We start from the raw sequence: 14,373 nt of genomic DNA, 5'->3' as shown, positions 1-14,373 counted from the left end.
GTGCGTGACGAAACGCGTCGACATGGCAGCGGTTGCAGGACCGCACCGTCTTCTGCGGACGGCTAGGCCGGTTTCCGACTCCGTCCATTGCGGCGAGTCAATGAAGAGCCTAGCGGCGCCGCAAAACCCGCCGAATAAGGAATGTACCGGAGGCCGCGGCGCTTAGCGTGCAGCAGACGTCCGGGCGCGGCGCTGATCGAGGGCGCGTGAGATCATCAGCTCTTCCATCAGGTTTTCCCAGGTGATGTACCCCAGGCAGCGGCCATGGTCGTCGACGACGCCGACGGCGGGCGCGCCTTCGGTCAGGAGCGACACGATGTCGTCCATGAGCGTCCAGCGGCTGACGGCGGCGATGTCCCGGCGCATGACGTCGGCGATCGGGCTTTCCGGCCCCTTGGTCACGAGTGCCTGCACGATCCCGTCGCGTGTGAGCAGCCCTTCGAGACGGCCCTGGTCGTCGACCACCGGAAATTCGCGCTGCTCGGTGTGGATCAGCGCATTCGCGGCCTCGCGCACGGGATCGTTGGCCTGCAGCGAAACGAAGCTCGAAATCATCGATGCGCTGGCGGGCTTGCCGCTGGTGATGCCGTGCAATTGCGCGATGCCGTTCTCGGAGCCGGCGGCGAGATAGATGAACACCGCCACCAGAACGAGGATCATGTTCCCGCCGAACAGGCCCGCAAGCCCGAGCAGGAATGCCGCGGCCTGGCCGATTTGCGCGGCGACGCGCGTGCCGCGGGTATGTCCGAGCGTGGCGGCAAGCCCGGCCCGCAGGACGCGGCCACCGTCGAGCGGGAAGGCCGGGATCAGGTTGAAGACGAACAGCACCAGATTGGCGAAGGCCAGCTGCACGATCAGTCCGTGGAGCGTGAAGTCCTGCGCGACGGCTTCGGGAGCCGGCAGTCCGCCCAGTGCCAGGATCAGCACAAGCGCGATGACCAGCGTGACTGCGGGACCCGCTATGGCGATGACGAATTCGGCCTGCGGCTCCTCCGGAATCCGCTCCATGCGTGAAACGCCGCCGATCGGCAGTAGAACCACTTCCGGCGTGCGCACACCGAACCGGCGGGCGGCGAAAATGTGCCCGAACTCGTGCAGGACCACGCAAAGGAACAGCAGCGCGAAGAAGGTGAGCGTATGGAGCGCGGCTGTCGGTCCCGACGCGGCCCATCCCGCCACCCCGATCCAGGCGAACAGGATGAGGAAGGTGTAGTGGATGCGAATGACCGTGCCCGCGATCGTCCCGATCGGGAACGACCAGCGGCGCCCCATGGCGGTCGGCGCATGCCTTGTGATGTTGCTGGAAAGCGGCGGCATTTCGCCATGCTGCCGCGTCCCGCCGGCTCCGGGTGTTCCTGTCGATCTGGTCATGGCAGGAGGATTAAGCGCGAACCGCCCGGCGGCAAGTCCGGAATGATCGGTATCGCGCCATCCCTCAGACCGATTTCTTGATGCGTTCGTAGGCCTGCTTCAGTTCGTCGCCGAGAACCTCGATCGCGGAGCGGATGCCTTCGCCGCTCTTCGCCAGTTCCGCCTTCCGGGCGAATTCGTGCCACTTGTCTTCCAGTTCGGCCCATTGGTCCTGGGCATCCTTGGAAGCCAGATGGGCCTGAACCCTCGCCTCGTCCCGAAAACGCTCGACGTCGGCTTTCAGCTCGTCCCAGTCCGTCATGGTCATTGTCTTTCCTCGTCGTCTGTCTGGTCGGTAGTTCGTCGGCCGGGTCAATCGGCCTTGCGCGGCGCGCCGGGCAGGCGCAGCACGAACACGCTGCCTCTGGCGGGCGTGCTCCTGAACGAGAAACGCCCGCCCAGCTGCGCGGTGAAGCGCTTGGCCTGCATCAATCCCAGGCCGATGTCCCTTTCCGGTCTCGTCGTGTAGAACGGGCACATGGCCTGTTCGCGCCCCTGGCGTCGCATGCCGATGCCGTCGTCGGCCACCGCGATGAGCGCGTCCCCCCGCGAGGGTCTGGCATCGATCGTCAGGGTGCCGCCGTCAGGCATTGCCTCGATGGCATTGTCGACCAGATGGAGCAGTACCGCCTCGCATTCTTCAGGGGCGGCGAGGATCGGCGGAACGCCTTGCCATGTCCTGATGCTCAGCGAGATGTTGTCCGGGAGAAAGGGCCTGACGCGCGTGGAGAGGTGGTCCAGTGCCTCGCGCAGGTCGATCACGGTTCGTGCGTGGGCTTCCTGCTCGGCGAGGAGTTGCGAAGCAAGCTGCTGGGAGACCGCTGCAGCCTCTCGCATGCCTTTCCAGATCGAGGATGCCCTGGCTTCGCGGGGCCGGTTTTCCAGCAGGTGGAAGCCGGTTGCAATGGCCGAGAGAACGTTGCGCAGCTCATGTATGGTCGCGGTCTGGTCAAACAGGGGGGCGTGCGGCTGCATGGATGCATGCGCCGGCAGAGACGTGCCTCGTATTGTGCTTGGCGTCGGGTTGTCGTCGATCATCCGGGCGTGAATCATGGCCGCGGCTCCACCTGCTCTCCAGCGCGAGAATGGGCCGTAAGTGCTGCTGCGGCACTCCGGTATTGTACGAGGTTGGAGGCGGGCCGGAGAGGGGAGGCCGGGCAGAGGTAATCGCATTGACCGCCCTAAGTGCCGATTTTCATGGCCTTTGCACTGCTCCGCGACAGCCCCATCCGGTACTTTGCGGATAGCGGCCCCGTCCCGGCATGATCGATAGGGGTGCCATGAATTTGATCCAGTTCATGGACAGGGAACTCATGACCCGCCGGCTGCATGTCCAGATGGTAATTGCAGCATCGCCGTTGCGGCGGCCGGAGGGGTGTGGGGACGCGTTCACGGGCCTGGATCGCGGAAGCCCCCCCAGCCTCTTTTGAAGGATGTCCGAATCATGGATGCTTGTGCACAGTGCGCCGTCCGCGAAAGCGCGATCTGCCATTCGCTGACCGATGACAAGATTGCCGAGCTCAGCCGGCATGGCCATCGCCGCAGCGTCCGCCGCGGCCAGACCCTGGTCTGGGAAGGCGATGAATCGTTGCTCGTCGGCAACGTCATAGAAGGCGTTCTCAAGCTGTCCGCCTCGACTTGGGACGGCCGCGACCAGACGCTCGGCATCGCCTATCCCAGCGACTTCATCGGCAGGCCCTTCGGCACGAAGAGCCGGCAATCGGTGGTCGCCCTGACCGATGCCGAAGTCTGCACGTTCACGCGCTCGGACTTCGATGCCGTCGCGCAGAACAATCCGCCGCTCGAGCACAAGCTGCTGCAGCGCACGCTGATGGATCTGGATCATGCGCGCCAGTGGATGTTCCTGCTCGGCCAGAAAAGTGCGGTGGAGCGCGTGGCGACCTTCCTGCTCGACATGGCGGACCGCCTCGGCGCACCGGCCGACGAAGACGGCGTGATCGCGTTCGACCTGCCGTTTGGACGGCAGGAGATGGCCGAGGTGCTCGGCCTGACCATCGAGACGGTGAGCCGCCAGATCACCAAGCTGCGCACCAGCGGGCTGATCGATGCGCCGTCCCGCCGCACCGTCGTGATTCTCGACCGCGACGGACTGGAGGAAGCCGCCGGCTACTGACCGGCGCACCTTCACGCCTTGCGCGGGCGCTCACCGAGGAAGGCCCCGGAGGGTCTTTCCCAAGTCTCTGCGATGTCTGGAAAACTGGAGCGGGCGAAGGGATTCGAACCCTCGACCCCAACCTTGGCAAGGTTGTGCTCTACCCCTGAGCTACGCCCGCTCTGGCGTTTCGGAAGCCTGCTGCGAGAGCGGCAGGTCCGGGGTGGAGGCGCGCCACTAGCAGGGGGTTTCGGATGCGGCAAGAGGGGAATCGCAAATTTTTTACCGGCAGGTCCACAACGGCGCCATGGTGATGGCTCGCGCGCGCTTTAACCCTTCACAAATGGCCGCATAAATCCGATCTAGGGGGCCAGCCGCAAGGAAATGGGAGCAAGTACCTTGGCCAGCATGGGTCTCAATCTCGACGAACAGAAGGCAGTCGACAGGTTCCGCAAGGAGGTTGCCGAACCTTCGATGACCCAGTTGGTCATCCTCGATTTCTGGGCGGAATGGTGCGGGCCGTGCAAGGCGCTGGCGCCCGTGCTGGAGAAGGTCGCCGCCGAATATGCGGACAAGGGCGTGGTCCTGGCCAAGATCAACGTCGACGAGGAACAGTTCATCGCCTCGCAGTTTCAGGTGCGCTCGATCCCCACGGTCTATGCGATCTTCCAGGGGCAGCCGGTGGCCGACCTGACGAACGCGCGCAGCGAATCGCAGTTGAAGCAGACGCTGGACCAGCTGCTGGAGAAGCTGCCAGTCCAGCCCGGCGGTGCCGCGCCCAAGGCGGATATCGCCCCGCTGGTCGCCATGGGCGAGGAAGCGCTGGCCGCGAACGACGGGGAGCGCGCCGCGAGCATCTTCATGCAGATCCTGGAGATGGAGCCCGACAATGCCGAAGTGCTGTCCGGCCTGATTCGCGGTTTCGTCGTCGCCGGGCGGCTGGAGGAAGCCGAGCAGGTGCTGGGCAGTCTCGATCCGGCGGTGGCCGCCGATCCGCATCTCGAACGCGCTCGTACCGCGCTCGAACTGGCGAAGGACAAGCCGGAAGACAGCGAACTGGCCGCGTTGCGCACTGCCGCCGAAGAGCGTCCGGGCGACATGGATGCCCAGCTCGCATTCGCCAATGCCGCTTTCGCCGCCGGTGAGCGCGACGAGGCCGCCGACACGCTGCTGCGCATGGTTGCCGCCGATCGCGCGTGGAACGAAGGCGCGGCGCGTGCCAAGCTGCTGCAGATTTTCGAGGCGATCGGCCTGGAGGACCCGTGGGTCGCGGCGACGCGCCGCAAGCTTTCGACTGTCCTGTTCGGCTGACGCGTGCCGCGCATTACCATCTTTCCCCTGTCGGGTGCGGTCCTCTACCCCGGGCTGCAGCTTCCCCTGCACATCTTCGAGCCGCGCTACCGGGCGATGATCAGCGATGCGCTCGCGCGCGACCGGCGGATCGGCATGATCCAGCCGCAGAGTCCTCTGGAAGGCGCGCCGCTGTTTTCGGTGGGCTGCGTGGGGCGCATCGACGATGTCGAGGCGCTGGATGATGGCTGCTTCAACATCGTGCTCGAAGGCGAGCAGCGCTTCCGCATCCTGCGCGAGCTCGATGTGACTACGCCTTTCCGTCAGGTCGATGCCGAGCTGATCGCGGATGACGAGCACGAGGTACTCGCGCCGATCGAGCGTGCCGGTTTCGAACGTGAAGCACGCCGCTTCGCCGATGCGCAGGGCTATGCGCTCGACTGGGATCAGGTCGGGCGGCTCGATGACGTGGCGTTGATCAACGGCGTCTCACAGATCGCGCCGTTCGATCCCGCCGCCAAGCAGGCGCTGCTGGAAGCCTCGGGGCTTTCCGCACGCTGCGAGTTGCTGATCCAGCTCATGCAGTTCTTCGGCCGCGCCGGTGACGGCGACGAGGACGGGGTGACGCTGCAGTAAGCTGACGCACCGGCGCCTCGCTTCCGGGGCTCTATCTCGTCTCGGTGCTCAAAGCGGCTGGCCGCAGGCCTGTGCCGGCAGGGCGAAACGCGGGTCGGTGAGGAAGTCGCGGTCGGTCAGCGTGTCCAGAAAGACGGCCAGCGCATCGAGGTCGGCCTCGGGGAGCGTCGCGAAGTCATCGTGTGCCCGGATGGCATCCGCAACCGACTCGGCCGAGCCATCGTGCAGATAGGGTGCCGTTACACCGAGGTTGCGCAGGCCCGGCGTGCGGAACTTGTGGTCGTCCGCGCTGTTTCCGGTGACTTCGGAGAGTCCGGCATCGTTCCCCGAGGCCCCGTGTGCTGGCACGATCCGGTGATAGGCCGTGTCGGTCAGGTCGGGGCCGGCATGGCAGGACGCGCACGTGTTTCGGAAGATCGTCAGGCCGGTGCGGGCGTTCGGAGAAATGACCTCGGCGTCTCCGCCAACGAACCTGTCGTAGGGCGCATTGCGCGAGACGAGCGAGCGTTCGAATGCGGCGATCGCTCTGGCCACGTTGTCGTAGCTGATCCGGCCGTCGCCTTCCGGGAAGGCCTGGCGGAACATGCGGACATAACAGGCATCGTGGCCGAGTCGGGCTGGGATGTCCGCTTCGTGGCCCTTCATGCCCATCTCCACCGGATGTTCGCCGAAGACAGGAACCGCAATCTGCGCTTCCAGGCTGGTGAGGGCGGGGTCGGCCCAGGTCAGGCGCGCAAACCGGCCGACATTGGCGAGGCCGGGCACATTGCGCCGTCCCGGATCGTCCAGTGCGCCGGGATGCGTGCGGTTGCCGTCGGCGAATCCATGCTTCTGTTCATGGCAGGTCGCGCAGGACATGGTGCCGTTGATCGACAGGTCCGCCTCGTAGAACAGCCGCCGGCCCAGTTCGATCCGGGAGGCAACGGCGGGGTCGCTCTCGCGGCTTCCGGCTGCGGTGGATATTCCGCAGATCGCGGCGGCGAGCCCGGCAAGCGCCGGAAACAGGCGCTTCATGTGCGGGTCACGGCACGCGAACCGCGAGCAGCGGCATCCGCGGCGAGGCGTTCGCGGAGATCTGCAGCAGGTAGCTGCCGGGGGTCAGGGAAAACGCCACGACCTTGCGGATGCCCGTGCATTCGGGGCCATGGCCGTGGGCGGTCGAGACAAGCGCCTCGCCGTCGCGAAGCAGGTCTATCCAGGCGGCCGATCCCAGCGCGATGCGGTAAGTCCCCGCCGTCTTGATCTCGAGCGCATAGAGGCCACCGAAGCTGACCGAGCCGCCCGGCTTTTCGGGCCGGCGTGCGTAACGCACCGCCGGGGTGGAAGCGAGCACGGCGTCGATGGCCTGGCCGGGTTCGAGCTGCGCGTCCGCGAGGTGGGCAGGATCGGTCGCGGCGTTCATCGCGGTGCGCTGTGACCATCCGGCGTAGGGCGCCGGCAGGACCGCCGCTTCGGCCGGACAAGCCGGTTGGGGCTGGCTTTCCTGTGCCATCGCGCTTGTCGCACCGGGCTGCAAGGCAAGAGCGGCAAGAGCGATGCCGAATGGAGTTCGCACGAAGGGCCCCTTTTCTGTCTCGACCATATCCATATTTCGTACGATACTATATTCCATAAAATATAGTGATTCGCCAGTCCCGGCGAGGCACGTTTCCAGGGGAAAGCTCATGCGTCATTCCGCCGCCCTTGCGGCCAGTTTTTCGTGTCTTCTTGCAATGCCGGCCACCGCGTGGGCCGATGCCCCCGTGGAGGGCGGGGGAGAGAGCGATGCGTTCACGCTCGGGCAGATCATCGTGGCCGCGCCGTCGCCCCAGGCGCCGACGATCAGTTCATCGACACTCGATGCGGAGGCGATCCGGCAATTCGAGCGCTACACGCTGGACGATGCGGTGAACCTGATGCCCGGTGTCTCGTCGTCCAACAGCGGCGGTTCGCGTAACGAGCGGCTGATCTTCGTGCGAGGGTTCGACCGCTATCAGGTGCCGCTCTCGATCGATGGCATCCGTGTCTACCTGCCGGCCGACGGGCGGCTCGACTATGGCCGCTTCCTGACCGGGGACATCGCGCAGGTACAGGTCGCCAAGGGCTATGCCTCGTTGCTCGACGGCCCCGGCGCCATGGGCGGTGCCGTCAATCTGGTGACGCGAAAGCCCGCGAAGGCCCTGGAAGCGGAAGCGCGTGGCACGCTGAACCTGGATCGCGACGCCGATTATGCCGGATACAATGTTTTCGCGCTGCTCGGTACGCGGCAGGACATGTGGTATGCGCAGGCGAGCTACACGCGCAATTTCCAGGATCACTGGGACCTGCCCGGGGATTATTCTCCCGTCGAGGGTTCGGCTGAGGATGGCGGCGAGCGCGGCCTGTCGCGCAGCACCGACTGGCGCCTCAACGCCAAGGTCGGCTTTACGCCCAACGATACCGACGAATATTCGCTGAGCTATACGCGGCAGGAAGGATCGAAGAACGCGCCGCTCCACGTGACCGATCCGGTTTCGAGCCAGCGCAACTGGACCTGGCCTTACTGGAACATCGACAGCATCTATTTCCTGTCGACCACCGCGCTCGGTGATCGCGCCACGCTGCGTACCCGTGTCTATCGCAACGGCTTCGACAATCTCCTGAGTGCGTACGACGATGCGACGCAGACGACCCAGAGCCTGCGCCGGGCCTTCAACAGCTGGTACGCCGACACGGCCTGGGGCGGATCGGCGCAGCTGGACGTGACCATCTCCGAGGCGGACCAGCTGAGCCTTGCCGCCCACTACCGGCGAGACAAGCACGTCGAGTGGCAGCAGAGCTTTCCTGCCGGCACGACCGAGCCCCGGCAGAGCAGCATCGAGGAAACCTACAGCATCGCCGCCGAAAACCGGCTGACGCTGATGCCGGACTGGACCTTCGTTGCCGGTGTCAGCTTCGACTGGCGCGACCTGAAGCGCGCGGAGGACTACGCCAGCGATGCGCTGATCGAATACCCGCTGCACAATGCCAGCGCGGTCAATGCGCAGGGCCGGCTGTCGTGGACGCCGGACGCGCAGACCGCGCTGCACGCCAGCATTTCTTCGCGCGCACGCTTTCCCACGCTGTTCGAGCGTTTCAGTTCGCGCTTCGGCGGCGCGGTCTCCAATCCCAACCTCAAGGCGGAGCGCGCCACCAACTTCGAGATCGGCGCCGCGCGCACGTTCGGCCCGGTCCACGCCGAGGTTTCGGTGTTCTATTCGAAACTCGACGATGCGATCGTCTCGTTCCCCTTCATCTACGAGGGGCAGTCGGTCAGCCAGAGCCGCAATCTGGGTAGCGGGGAATACTATGGCGCCGAAGTTTCCATCACCGCCCGGCTCGACGACATGATCAGCCTGGGCGGCAATTACACCTACACGCATCGTGACCTGACCGATCCCTCCGACAGCGCCTTCAGGCCGACGGGCGTGCCGGCGCACAAGGGCTTCGTCTGGGTCGACTGGGCGCCGGTCAGCGGCCTGCACATCCTTCCGAACGCGGACTTTGCATCCAATCGCTGGACCGTGAATACGGCAGGCACCTCGTACTACCGAACGGGCGATTACGTCCTGGCTAACCTGACGGTGTCCTATGCGCTGGCCGAAGGCATCGAGATCGGGGCCGGCGCGCGCAACCTGTTCGACGAGTACTACGTCCTGACCAACGGGTTCCCGCAACCGGGCCGGAGCTATTTCCTGAGCCTCGGATACCGCTACTGAGCCTTCGATATGCTGCCCGGCGCAACCGGGCCGGGCAGCATATCGCGTGGCCAAAGCCGGGAACGGCATGGCTGGGGGCGTACGTTCGGGTTATTCTCTTGTTCTGAAACGATGATTCGGGAGGGGCGATACGCGCTTCGACAAGTTGCGGCGGCCTGCTTCCCAGTCCTTCGATCGAGCGTCGGGAAAACAGCTTTGACTTGTTGCGTTTGGTTTCTTGTCGAACGTCCGGCGCTTTCGTTGAAGCGAATTCTGCGCCCGGGCGGAATGTATTCGGGAGACCGTGTTGTCCATGCCGAACCCGATGTGATCAGGCTGCCTGCAGATCAGGGCATCCGATTGTGATTTGGCGAGAGCGACGGCGATGTACCACGTGTACAGGTTCGATTTGAATAAAATGGCTTCGGGCATCCGATGCTCATTATTGCTTTACACTATTTGTATATGCCGCTTTCGATCAAAGGAGGGCGGCGATGGACGAACGCGATTACGAACGCTTGATCGTGGACAAGGGGATTGAGTGCTTTGTTGGCGAACGTCGATACGAGGTCTTTCTTTACGACCTCTCGTCGGGCGGTTGCATGATCGAGGCCCCTCGCGCGCTGCTCAGGGTTGGCATGGCCATTCATCTGAGGCTGGACGAGCCCATCGAGGCGAGTGGACAGGTCGTCTGGATGGTCGGGGGCAATGCAGGCGTCCGTTTCAGTCAGTTACTCCATGAGGCGGTAGTCAGGCATCTGGGCTTCACGCCGAGTGACCTGCCGTTTGAAGAGATGGTGCCAAGCGACAGGTTCGGCCGCCCGCTTCCGGCGTTGCCGCCGTTCTGAGGCGACTGTTCTCTTATATCGTCATTCATCGCTCGGTTGGTGTTGGCGGGATCGGGGCTGTTGGACTTCATCCAACGCAGTCGCGGGTTTGATCGACGTTTGACGAGATAAACTCTGTCTATTGCCGACCAACCCGGATCACTCACTCCATTTCATGTTCCCGGAGCCAGGTGGCAAGTTTCACCGGATCGCTGATCCGGATGTGGCGGTAGCCCGTTGCGATGAAACCGTGTCGCGTCAGTTGCCGCAGTGCCTTGGCAAGCGTTACTGTCGATATCCCGAGCATCCCGGCAAACTCCTCCTGGAGGAAATCGAGCCGATCGCTACCGTCGGCAGCCTGATGCATACGGATGATCAGCCTGCCCAGCCGCACTTCGGGAGCCAGGGTGCGCATGTCGTCGAGCAGCGCCAGCGACACTGACAGGCGGAAAGACGCGACAACGTAAAAGGCGCGGGCAATGGCGGCATTGCCGAGCAACCGATTGAAGGCTGCGCTTTCCAGATGATCGATGACGGTTTCGCCAATCGCCACTGCCCGATGCTGCCGGGACTGGTCATGCAGCAGCGCGGCATCGCCATAGTTCTGACCGGTGTGTATCAGTCCGGAAAAGACCTCGAGGCCATCGCTGCGCGGGTTGATGAGCTTGACCCGGCCGGTGATGACGATGCCGATGGTCTGGTCTCGATCGCCGCGTTCGTGGATGATTTCCCCATCTCGATATTTACGGCGAATGGCCAGCGATTCGACGAGTGACCATTCAGCCGGAGCCAGGAGTTCGGTCAGTCTTGGAACACTCGAAACGGACACTTTTCAGGCCTCAATTCTTAAATTCTTCATATTCTGAATGCCGTTGGTGAAATATCCACGGAGCATATCCCAGCCAATACTGAAAGGGATTGCTAGGCTACCGCACACAAGTTGCAAGGCCTCGAGCCATTCGGGTCGCACGAATGGCAATTCGTTCATGGCAACCGACAGATCGGGCCATTCAGGCTTGTCGGGGCGTCACAATGACACGGCGCCCCGACATTCCGCCATCCGGAGTTCGCTTTGCCTGTGCCATTCCGGTCGGTCGTTGTTCGATTGGATCCCATCAACGTACGGCAAGTTTCGGCGCGCCGATCTGGGCTGTTGAACGACGGCTATGCTGGCGGATGTCGCACTTGGCTGAAAACGGGTCTGGCTCAGGAAGGCCTCAAACCCCTGCCCGAAACGCCCCGGACAGGATCCCAGTCAGCTCCAAAGGCGAACGGTCTTTCGCCGCCAACGAGCGGTCTTCCTTGTCAAAGCATCTTCAGGGAAATGGTGCCGCAGAAGGGACTCGAACCCCCGACCCCAACATTACGAATGTCGTGCTCTACCAGCTGAGCTACTGCGGCGTGCCAGGCGTTGTCCGGGTGTATCCGGAGCGTCGGCAGGGGGCGCCTTTACCGAGGCGCGGGGGCTCGTGCAAGGGGCTTTGCAGAACGCATGTGCCGTTGTGGCTTGTGCACGGGCGCCTCGTGGGTGTGTTGCTGGACAAGTGTCTAATAACATGACGAGGGGAAAGATGCCGGAATCCGTTGCCGGGCCACCGCCCGCCTTCATGCAGATCCGCTATGAAATGGCGGCGTCCGCCGTGGCGCGGATCGTCCTGGCGCGGCCGGAAAAGCGCAACGCGCAGGGTACGCGCATGACCTACGAGATCGACGCGGCGATGCGGCTTGTCTGCGATGACGAGGCGGTCAGCGTGGTCGTGATTGCGGCCGACGATGCCCGGTTCCGCGACAACACCGGTTCGGACATGGGGGTGCCCGGCGTGGAGTTCTTCGCCCATCCTTTCGAGCTGGGCGTGCGGCGCGCCAAGCAGATGCTGTTCACCGGCGGCTGGCTTTCGGCGCAGGTGGCCGCGGCGGCGGGCATGGTCAACGAGGTTGTCCCGCGCGCGCAGCTTCAGGAGCGGGCGCTGGAACTTGCGAGGGAGATCGCGCGGACCGACCGTTTCGCGCTCAAGCTAATGAAAGCCTCGGTCAACGCCGCGCCGGTACGAGCGGAGAGGACAGGTCCTATCACTACCTGGAGGCGGATTCCCGGCGACTGCCCGACGGCTTCGAGAGTTTCGGCGACTACGGCTGGGTCGATGCCGACGGCTATCTCTACATCGCGGACCGGCGCACGGATCTTGTCATTTCGGGGGGACGGAACCTCTATCCGGCCGAGATCGAGGCCGCGCTGCTTGCCCATCCCGACGTGGCGGAGGCCATCGTCATCGGGCTGCCCGACGATGACCTGGGCGCGCGGGTCCATGCGATCGTGCGCGCTGGAGGAGGCGGTGAAGCCTGATGCCGGGGGACTGCTGGACTTCGTGCGAGGGAGGCTGGTTGCCTACAAGGTGCCGCGCAGTATCGAGTTCATCGATAGCGCCTTGCGGGACGAGGCTGGAAAGGCGCGGCGCGACGCGCTCAGGGCCGAGCGCGTCGCGGCGGCGGGCGATACCGCCTGACGGCCTGTGGAAGCCGCGCCGGAGCCTGAGACCCCGGCGCACCGTCCCGGATCAGGATACGAATTCGACGCCGGGCAGGTCAGGGCTCTTGCGCCACTTGGTCAGCATGTCGAGGAACGAGTCCCAGCCGGCGACATAGCCCTTGAAGAGAGCCCACTTTGGGTTCTTCTCGCCTTCGTTGTTGAAGTAGCTGGGCGTGCAGTCGTTCTGGAACTCGGACATGTCGACCTCGTTCTCGCGGCAGTGCTGGACGTAGGTCTCGACGCCTTCCCGGGTCGCGGCGACGGTCTGTGCGCCGCGGCGACCGGCTTCACCGATCATGAAGGCGATGTGCTCGGCCTGGCGGCCGAACTGCTCGGTCGTGCTCGAGTTCGTCGCACCCTGGATGTAGCCCATGTAGAACATGCCGGGGAACTTGTCGGTGATGACGCCGTGCATGGTGCTGGGGCCTTCGCTCCAGTGGTCGTAGATCGATTCGCCGCCTTCGCCCGTGACAGTGTCGATGCCCCAGCGGCGCTTGAGGTCCGAGGTCACCTCGAAGCCCGAGGCGAAGACCATCAGGTCGACTTCGTATTCCACCCCATCGGCAACGAAGCCCTTCTCGGTCATGCCCTCCACGCCCTGCGTCGGCGAGACGTCGATCAGCTTGACGTTCGGGCGGTTGAAGGTGGGATAGAACTCGTTGTTCGAAAGCGGCCGCTTGCACATGAAGCGGAACCACGGCTTGAGGATCTCGGCGGTCTTCTTGTCCTCCACCAGCGCGTCGACGCGGCGGCGCAGGCGTTCCATCACCTGGAAGTCGATCACTTCGCGTCGTGCCATCATCTCCTCGATGGAGATCTGCGGGAAGCCTTCGGCTTCCAGCTCGATGTTGAGGTTGCGGTTGACCTCGGTCCAGATGTCGCAGATGAGATCGGGCTCGCCGGGATTGAACACCACTTGCGCGCCGCGGTGGAAGTTCGCCATGCGCTCCTGCTGCCAGCCGGGCTTGAGCGAGGCGGCCCAGTCAGGGTCCGTCGGCGGATTGGGGCGCTCGTCGATGTTCGAAGGCGTGCGCTGCAGGACGTAGAGCTGCTTGGCGTACTTGCCGAGGAACGGCACCGCCTGCACCGAGGTGGCGCCGGTGCCGACGATGGCGACACGCTTGTCGGCCAGCTTGTCGAGCACGGGGTTGTCCCAGGACCCGCCGGAATAGTCGTGTTCCCAGCGGCTGGTGTGGAACATCTTGCCCTTGTATTCATGAATGCCGGGGATGCCGGGCAGCTTGGGCATGTTCATCACGCCGCCAGCCATGATCACGAAGCGGGCCTTGATGTCGTCGCCCCGGTTGGTCTTCACGTGCCAGCGCTTGATCGTTTCGTCCCAGACGATGCTTTCGACCAGGGTATGAAACAGCGCCTTGTCGGCAAGGTCGAAGTCCTCGGCCATCTTCTGGCAGTAGGCCTGGATTTCCCAGCCGTCGGAGAACTTCTTTGAGGGCATGAAGCCCGTTTCCTCGAGCAGCGGCAGGTAGCAGTAGGCATCGTTGTCGCACTGCACGCCGGGATAGCGGTTCCAGTACCACACGCCGCCGAAGCCGCCCGCGTGGTCGATGTTGCGCACGTTGGAGATGCCCTGCTTGTGCAGATGATAACCGGCGAGGATGCCCGAGAAACCTGCCCCGAGGATGGCCACGTCGATCTCCTCGTCGAGCGCATCGCGCGGAGCGATGGGGGTGAAGGGGTCGTGGGCATAGTTGTCGGAAAGATCGTCGGTCGGGCGCACGTACTGCTCGCCGCCCTCGCGGCGCAGGCGCTTGTCGCGCTCGGCGCGGTACTTCGCCTTGAGGGCCGGAATATCGAGTTCTGCGGCCGGCGGCACGTTGGTCTTCTGGCAGGTCATGTCCGTTCCCACTTCTC

At 64.2% G+C, this 14,373-nt stretch carries 13 protein-coding genes, 2 tRNA genes and 1 pseudogene; 7 read left to right on the top strand and 9 right to left on the bottom strand.

Translation table 11 applies throughout. The features are described 5' to 3' along the window. Positions 1-162: 162 nt before the first annotated feature. The 3 genes from NZK81_RS02065 to NZK81_RS02055 all read right to left on the bottom strand — a co-directional run bounded on the left by NZK81_RS02065 (position 163) and on the right by NZK81_RS02055 (position 2,385). A complete protein-coding gene (locus NZK81_RS02065) occupies positions 163-1,317 on the bottom strand; it encodes a site-2 protease family protein (RefSeq protein WP_260043439.1) in 1,155 nt (384 codons plus the stop codon). Between the two features lie 118 nt (positions 1,318-1,435). Next, positions 1,436-1,678, bottom strand: a complete 243-nt coding sequence (locus NZK81_RS02060; RefSeq protein WP_260043438.1) for a hypothetical protein — start codon at positions 1,676-1,678, stop codon at positions 1,436-1,438. A gap of 44 nt (positions 1,679-1,722) precedes the next feature. Then, a complete protein-coding gene (locus tag NZK81_RS02055) occupies positions 1,723-2,385 on the bottom strand; it encodes a sensor histidine kinase (protein WP_260043436.1) in 663 nt (220 codons plus the stop codon). A gap of 469 nt (positions 2,386-2,854) precedes the next feature. Here NZK81_RS02055 and NZK81_RS02050 point away from each other — a divergent pair, with 469 nt between their 5' ends. Continuing rightward, complete coding sequence (locus tag NZK81_RS02050) at positions 2,855-3,544, top strand: Crp/Fnr family transcriptional regulator (protein ID WP_260043435.1); 690 nt, start codon at positions 2,855-2,857, stop codon at positions 3,542-3,544. An 85-nt stretch (positions 3,545-3,629) separates the two neighbouring features. Here the strand turns inward: NZK81_RS02050 and NZK81_RS02045 are convergent. Then, positions 3,630-3,704: transfer RNA gene (locus NZK81_RS02045), tRNA-Gly, on the bottom strand. Between the two features lie 227 nt (positions 3,705-3,931). Here NZK81_RS02045 and trxA point away from each other — a divergent pair. Next, complete coding sequence (gene trxA, locus NZK81_RS02040) at positions 3,932-4,834, top strand: thioredoxin (protein ID WP_260043920.1); 903 nt, start codon at positions 3,932-3,934, stop codon at positions 4,832-4,834. A gap of 3 nt (positions 4,835-4,837) precedes the next feature. Then, on the top strand, positions 4,838-5,449 hold the full coding sequence (locus tag NZK81_RS02035) for an LON peptidase substrate-binding domain-containing protein (protein WP_260043434.1): 612 nt from the start codon (positions 4,838-4,840) through the stop codon (positions 5,447-5,449). 48 nt (positions 5,450-5,497) lie between these two features. On the opposite strand, the gene NZK81_RS02030 is transcribed toward NZK81_RS02035, so the two are convergent. Both NZK81_RS02030 and NZK81_RS02025 read right to left on the bottom strand, forming a co-directional pair. Next, the gene (locus tag NZK81_RS02030) at positions 5,498-6,463 is read right to left on the bottom strand and encodes a cytochrome-c peroxidase (RefSeq protein WP_260043433.1); all 966 of its coding nucleotides are present in this window, start codon (positions 6,461-6,463) and stop codon (positions 5,498-5,500) included. A 7-nt stretch (positions 6,464-6,470) separates the two neighbouring features. Further along, a complete protein-coding gene (locus NZK81_RS02025) occupies positions 6,471-7,031 on the bottom strand; it encodes a hypothetical protein (protein WP_260043432.1) in 561 nt (186 codons plus the stop codon). A gap of 82 nt (positions 7,032-7,113) precedes the next feature. Between NZK81_RS02025 and NZK81_RS02020 the strand changes: the two genes are divergently transcribed. Beyond that, positions 7,114-9,165 (top strand): TonB-dependent receptor plug domain-containing protein, encoded by a 2,052-nt coding sequence (locus NZK81_RS02020; protein ID WP_260043431.1) that lies wholly within the window; start codon positions 7,114-7,116, stop codon positions 9,163-9,165. A gap of 473 nt (positions 9,166-9,638) precedes the next feature. Continuing rightward, positions 9,639-9,992 (top strand): PilZ domain-containing protein, encoded by a 354-nt coding sequence (locus NZK81_RS02015; RefSeq protein WP_260043430.1) that lies wholly within the window; start codon positions 9,639-9,641, stop codon positions 9,990-9,992. A gap of 142 nt (positions 9,993-10,134) precedes the next feature. On the opposite strand, the gene NZK81_RS02010 is transcribed toward NZK81_RS02015, so the two are convergent. Both NZK81_RS02010 and NZK81_RS02005 read right to left on the bottom strand, forming a co-directional pair. Next, entirely contained in the window at positions 10,135-10,800 is a 666-nt protein-coding gene (locus NZK81_RS02010; RefSeq protein WP_260043429.1) for a Crp/Fnr family transcriptional regulator, read from the bottom strand. Positions 10,801-11,296: 496 nt separating this feature from the next. Then, positions 11,297-11,372 (bottom strand) — tRNA-Thr (locus NZK81_RS02005). Positions 11,373-11,527: 155 nt separating this feature from the next. On the opposite strand from NZK81_RS02005, the pseudogene NZK81_RS21710 reads away from it, so the two are divergent. After that, positions 11,528-12,004: pseudogene (locus NZK81_RS21710) on the top strand (enoyl-CoA hydratase-related protein); the annotation flags it as partial. A gap of 218 nt (positions 12,005-12,222) precedes the next feature. Further along, on the top strand, positions 12,223-12,315 hold the full coding sequence (locus NZK81_RS21705) for a hypothetical protein (RefSeq protein ID WP_419181644.1): 93 nt from the start codon (positions 12,223-12,225) through the stop codon (positions 12,313-12,315). A 211-nt stretch (positions 12,316-12,526) separates the two neighbouring features. Here the strand turns inward: NZK81_RS21705 and NZK81_RS01995 are convergent, their stop codons facing one another. Then, a complete protein-coding gene (locus tag NZK81_RS01995; RefSeq protein ID WP_260043426.1) occupies positions 12,527-14,356 on the bottom strand; it encodes a flavin-containing monooxygenase in 1,830 nt (609 codons plus the stop codon). Positions 14,357-14,373 lie beyond the last annotated feature (17 nt).

The organism is Novosphingobium mangrovisedimenti, from assembly GCF_025153475.1.
GTDB lineage: Bacteria > Pseudomonadota > Alphaproteobacteria > Sphingomonadales > Sphingomonadaceae > Novosphingobium > Novosphingobium mangrovi_A.
Note: the sequence above shows the minus strand (reverse complement) of the source record. Positions and strands in the feature narration are given on the sequence as shown.

Bases quoted from the DNA above. Each gene is read 5' to 3' on its own strand.
- NZK81_RS01995 (WP_260043426.1), bottom strand. From the start codon at position 14,356: ATGACCTGCCAGAAGACCAACGTGCCGCCGGCCGCAGAACTCGATATT.
- NZK81_RS02020 (WP_260043431.1), top strand. From the start codon at position 7,114: ATGCGTCATTCCGCCGCCCTTGCGGCCAGTTTTTCGTGTCTTCTTGCA.
- NZK81_RS02030 (WP_260043433.1), bottom strand. From the start codon at position 6,463: ATGAAGCGCCTGTTTCCGGCGCTTGCCGGGCTCGCCGCCGCGATCTGC.
- NZK81_RS02025 (WP_260043432.1), bottom strand. From the start codon at position 7,031: ATGGTCGAGACAGAAAAGGGGCCCTTCGTGCGAACTCCATTCGGCATC.
- NZK81_RS02060 (WP_260043438.1), bottom strand. From the start codon at position 1,678: ATGACCATGACGGACTGGGACGAGCTGAAAGCCGACGTCGAGCGTTTT.
- NZK81_RS02050 (WP_260043435.1), top strand. From the start codon at position 2,855: ATGGATGCTTGTGCACAGTGCGCCGTCCGCGAAAGCGCGATCTGCCAT.
- trxA (WP_260043920.1), top strand. From the start codon at position 3,932: ATGGGTCTCAATCTCGACGAACAGAAGGCAGTCGACAGGTTCCGCAAG.
- NZK81_RS02055 (WP_260043436.1), bottom strand. From the start codon at position 2,385: ATGCAGCCGCACGCCCCCCTGTTTGACCAGACCGCGACCATACATGAG.
- NZK81_RS02015 (WP_260043430.1), top strand. From the start codon at position 9,639: ATGGACGAACGCGATTACGAACGCTTGATCGTGGACAAGGGGATTGAG.
- NZK81_RS02065 (WP_260043439.1), bottom strand. From the start codon at position 1,317: ATGCCGCCGCTTTCCAGCAACATCACAAGGCATGCGCCGACCGCCATG.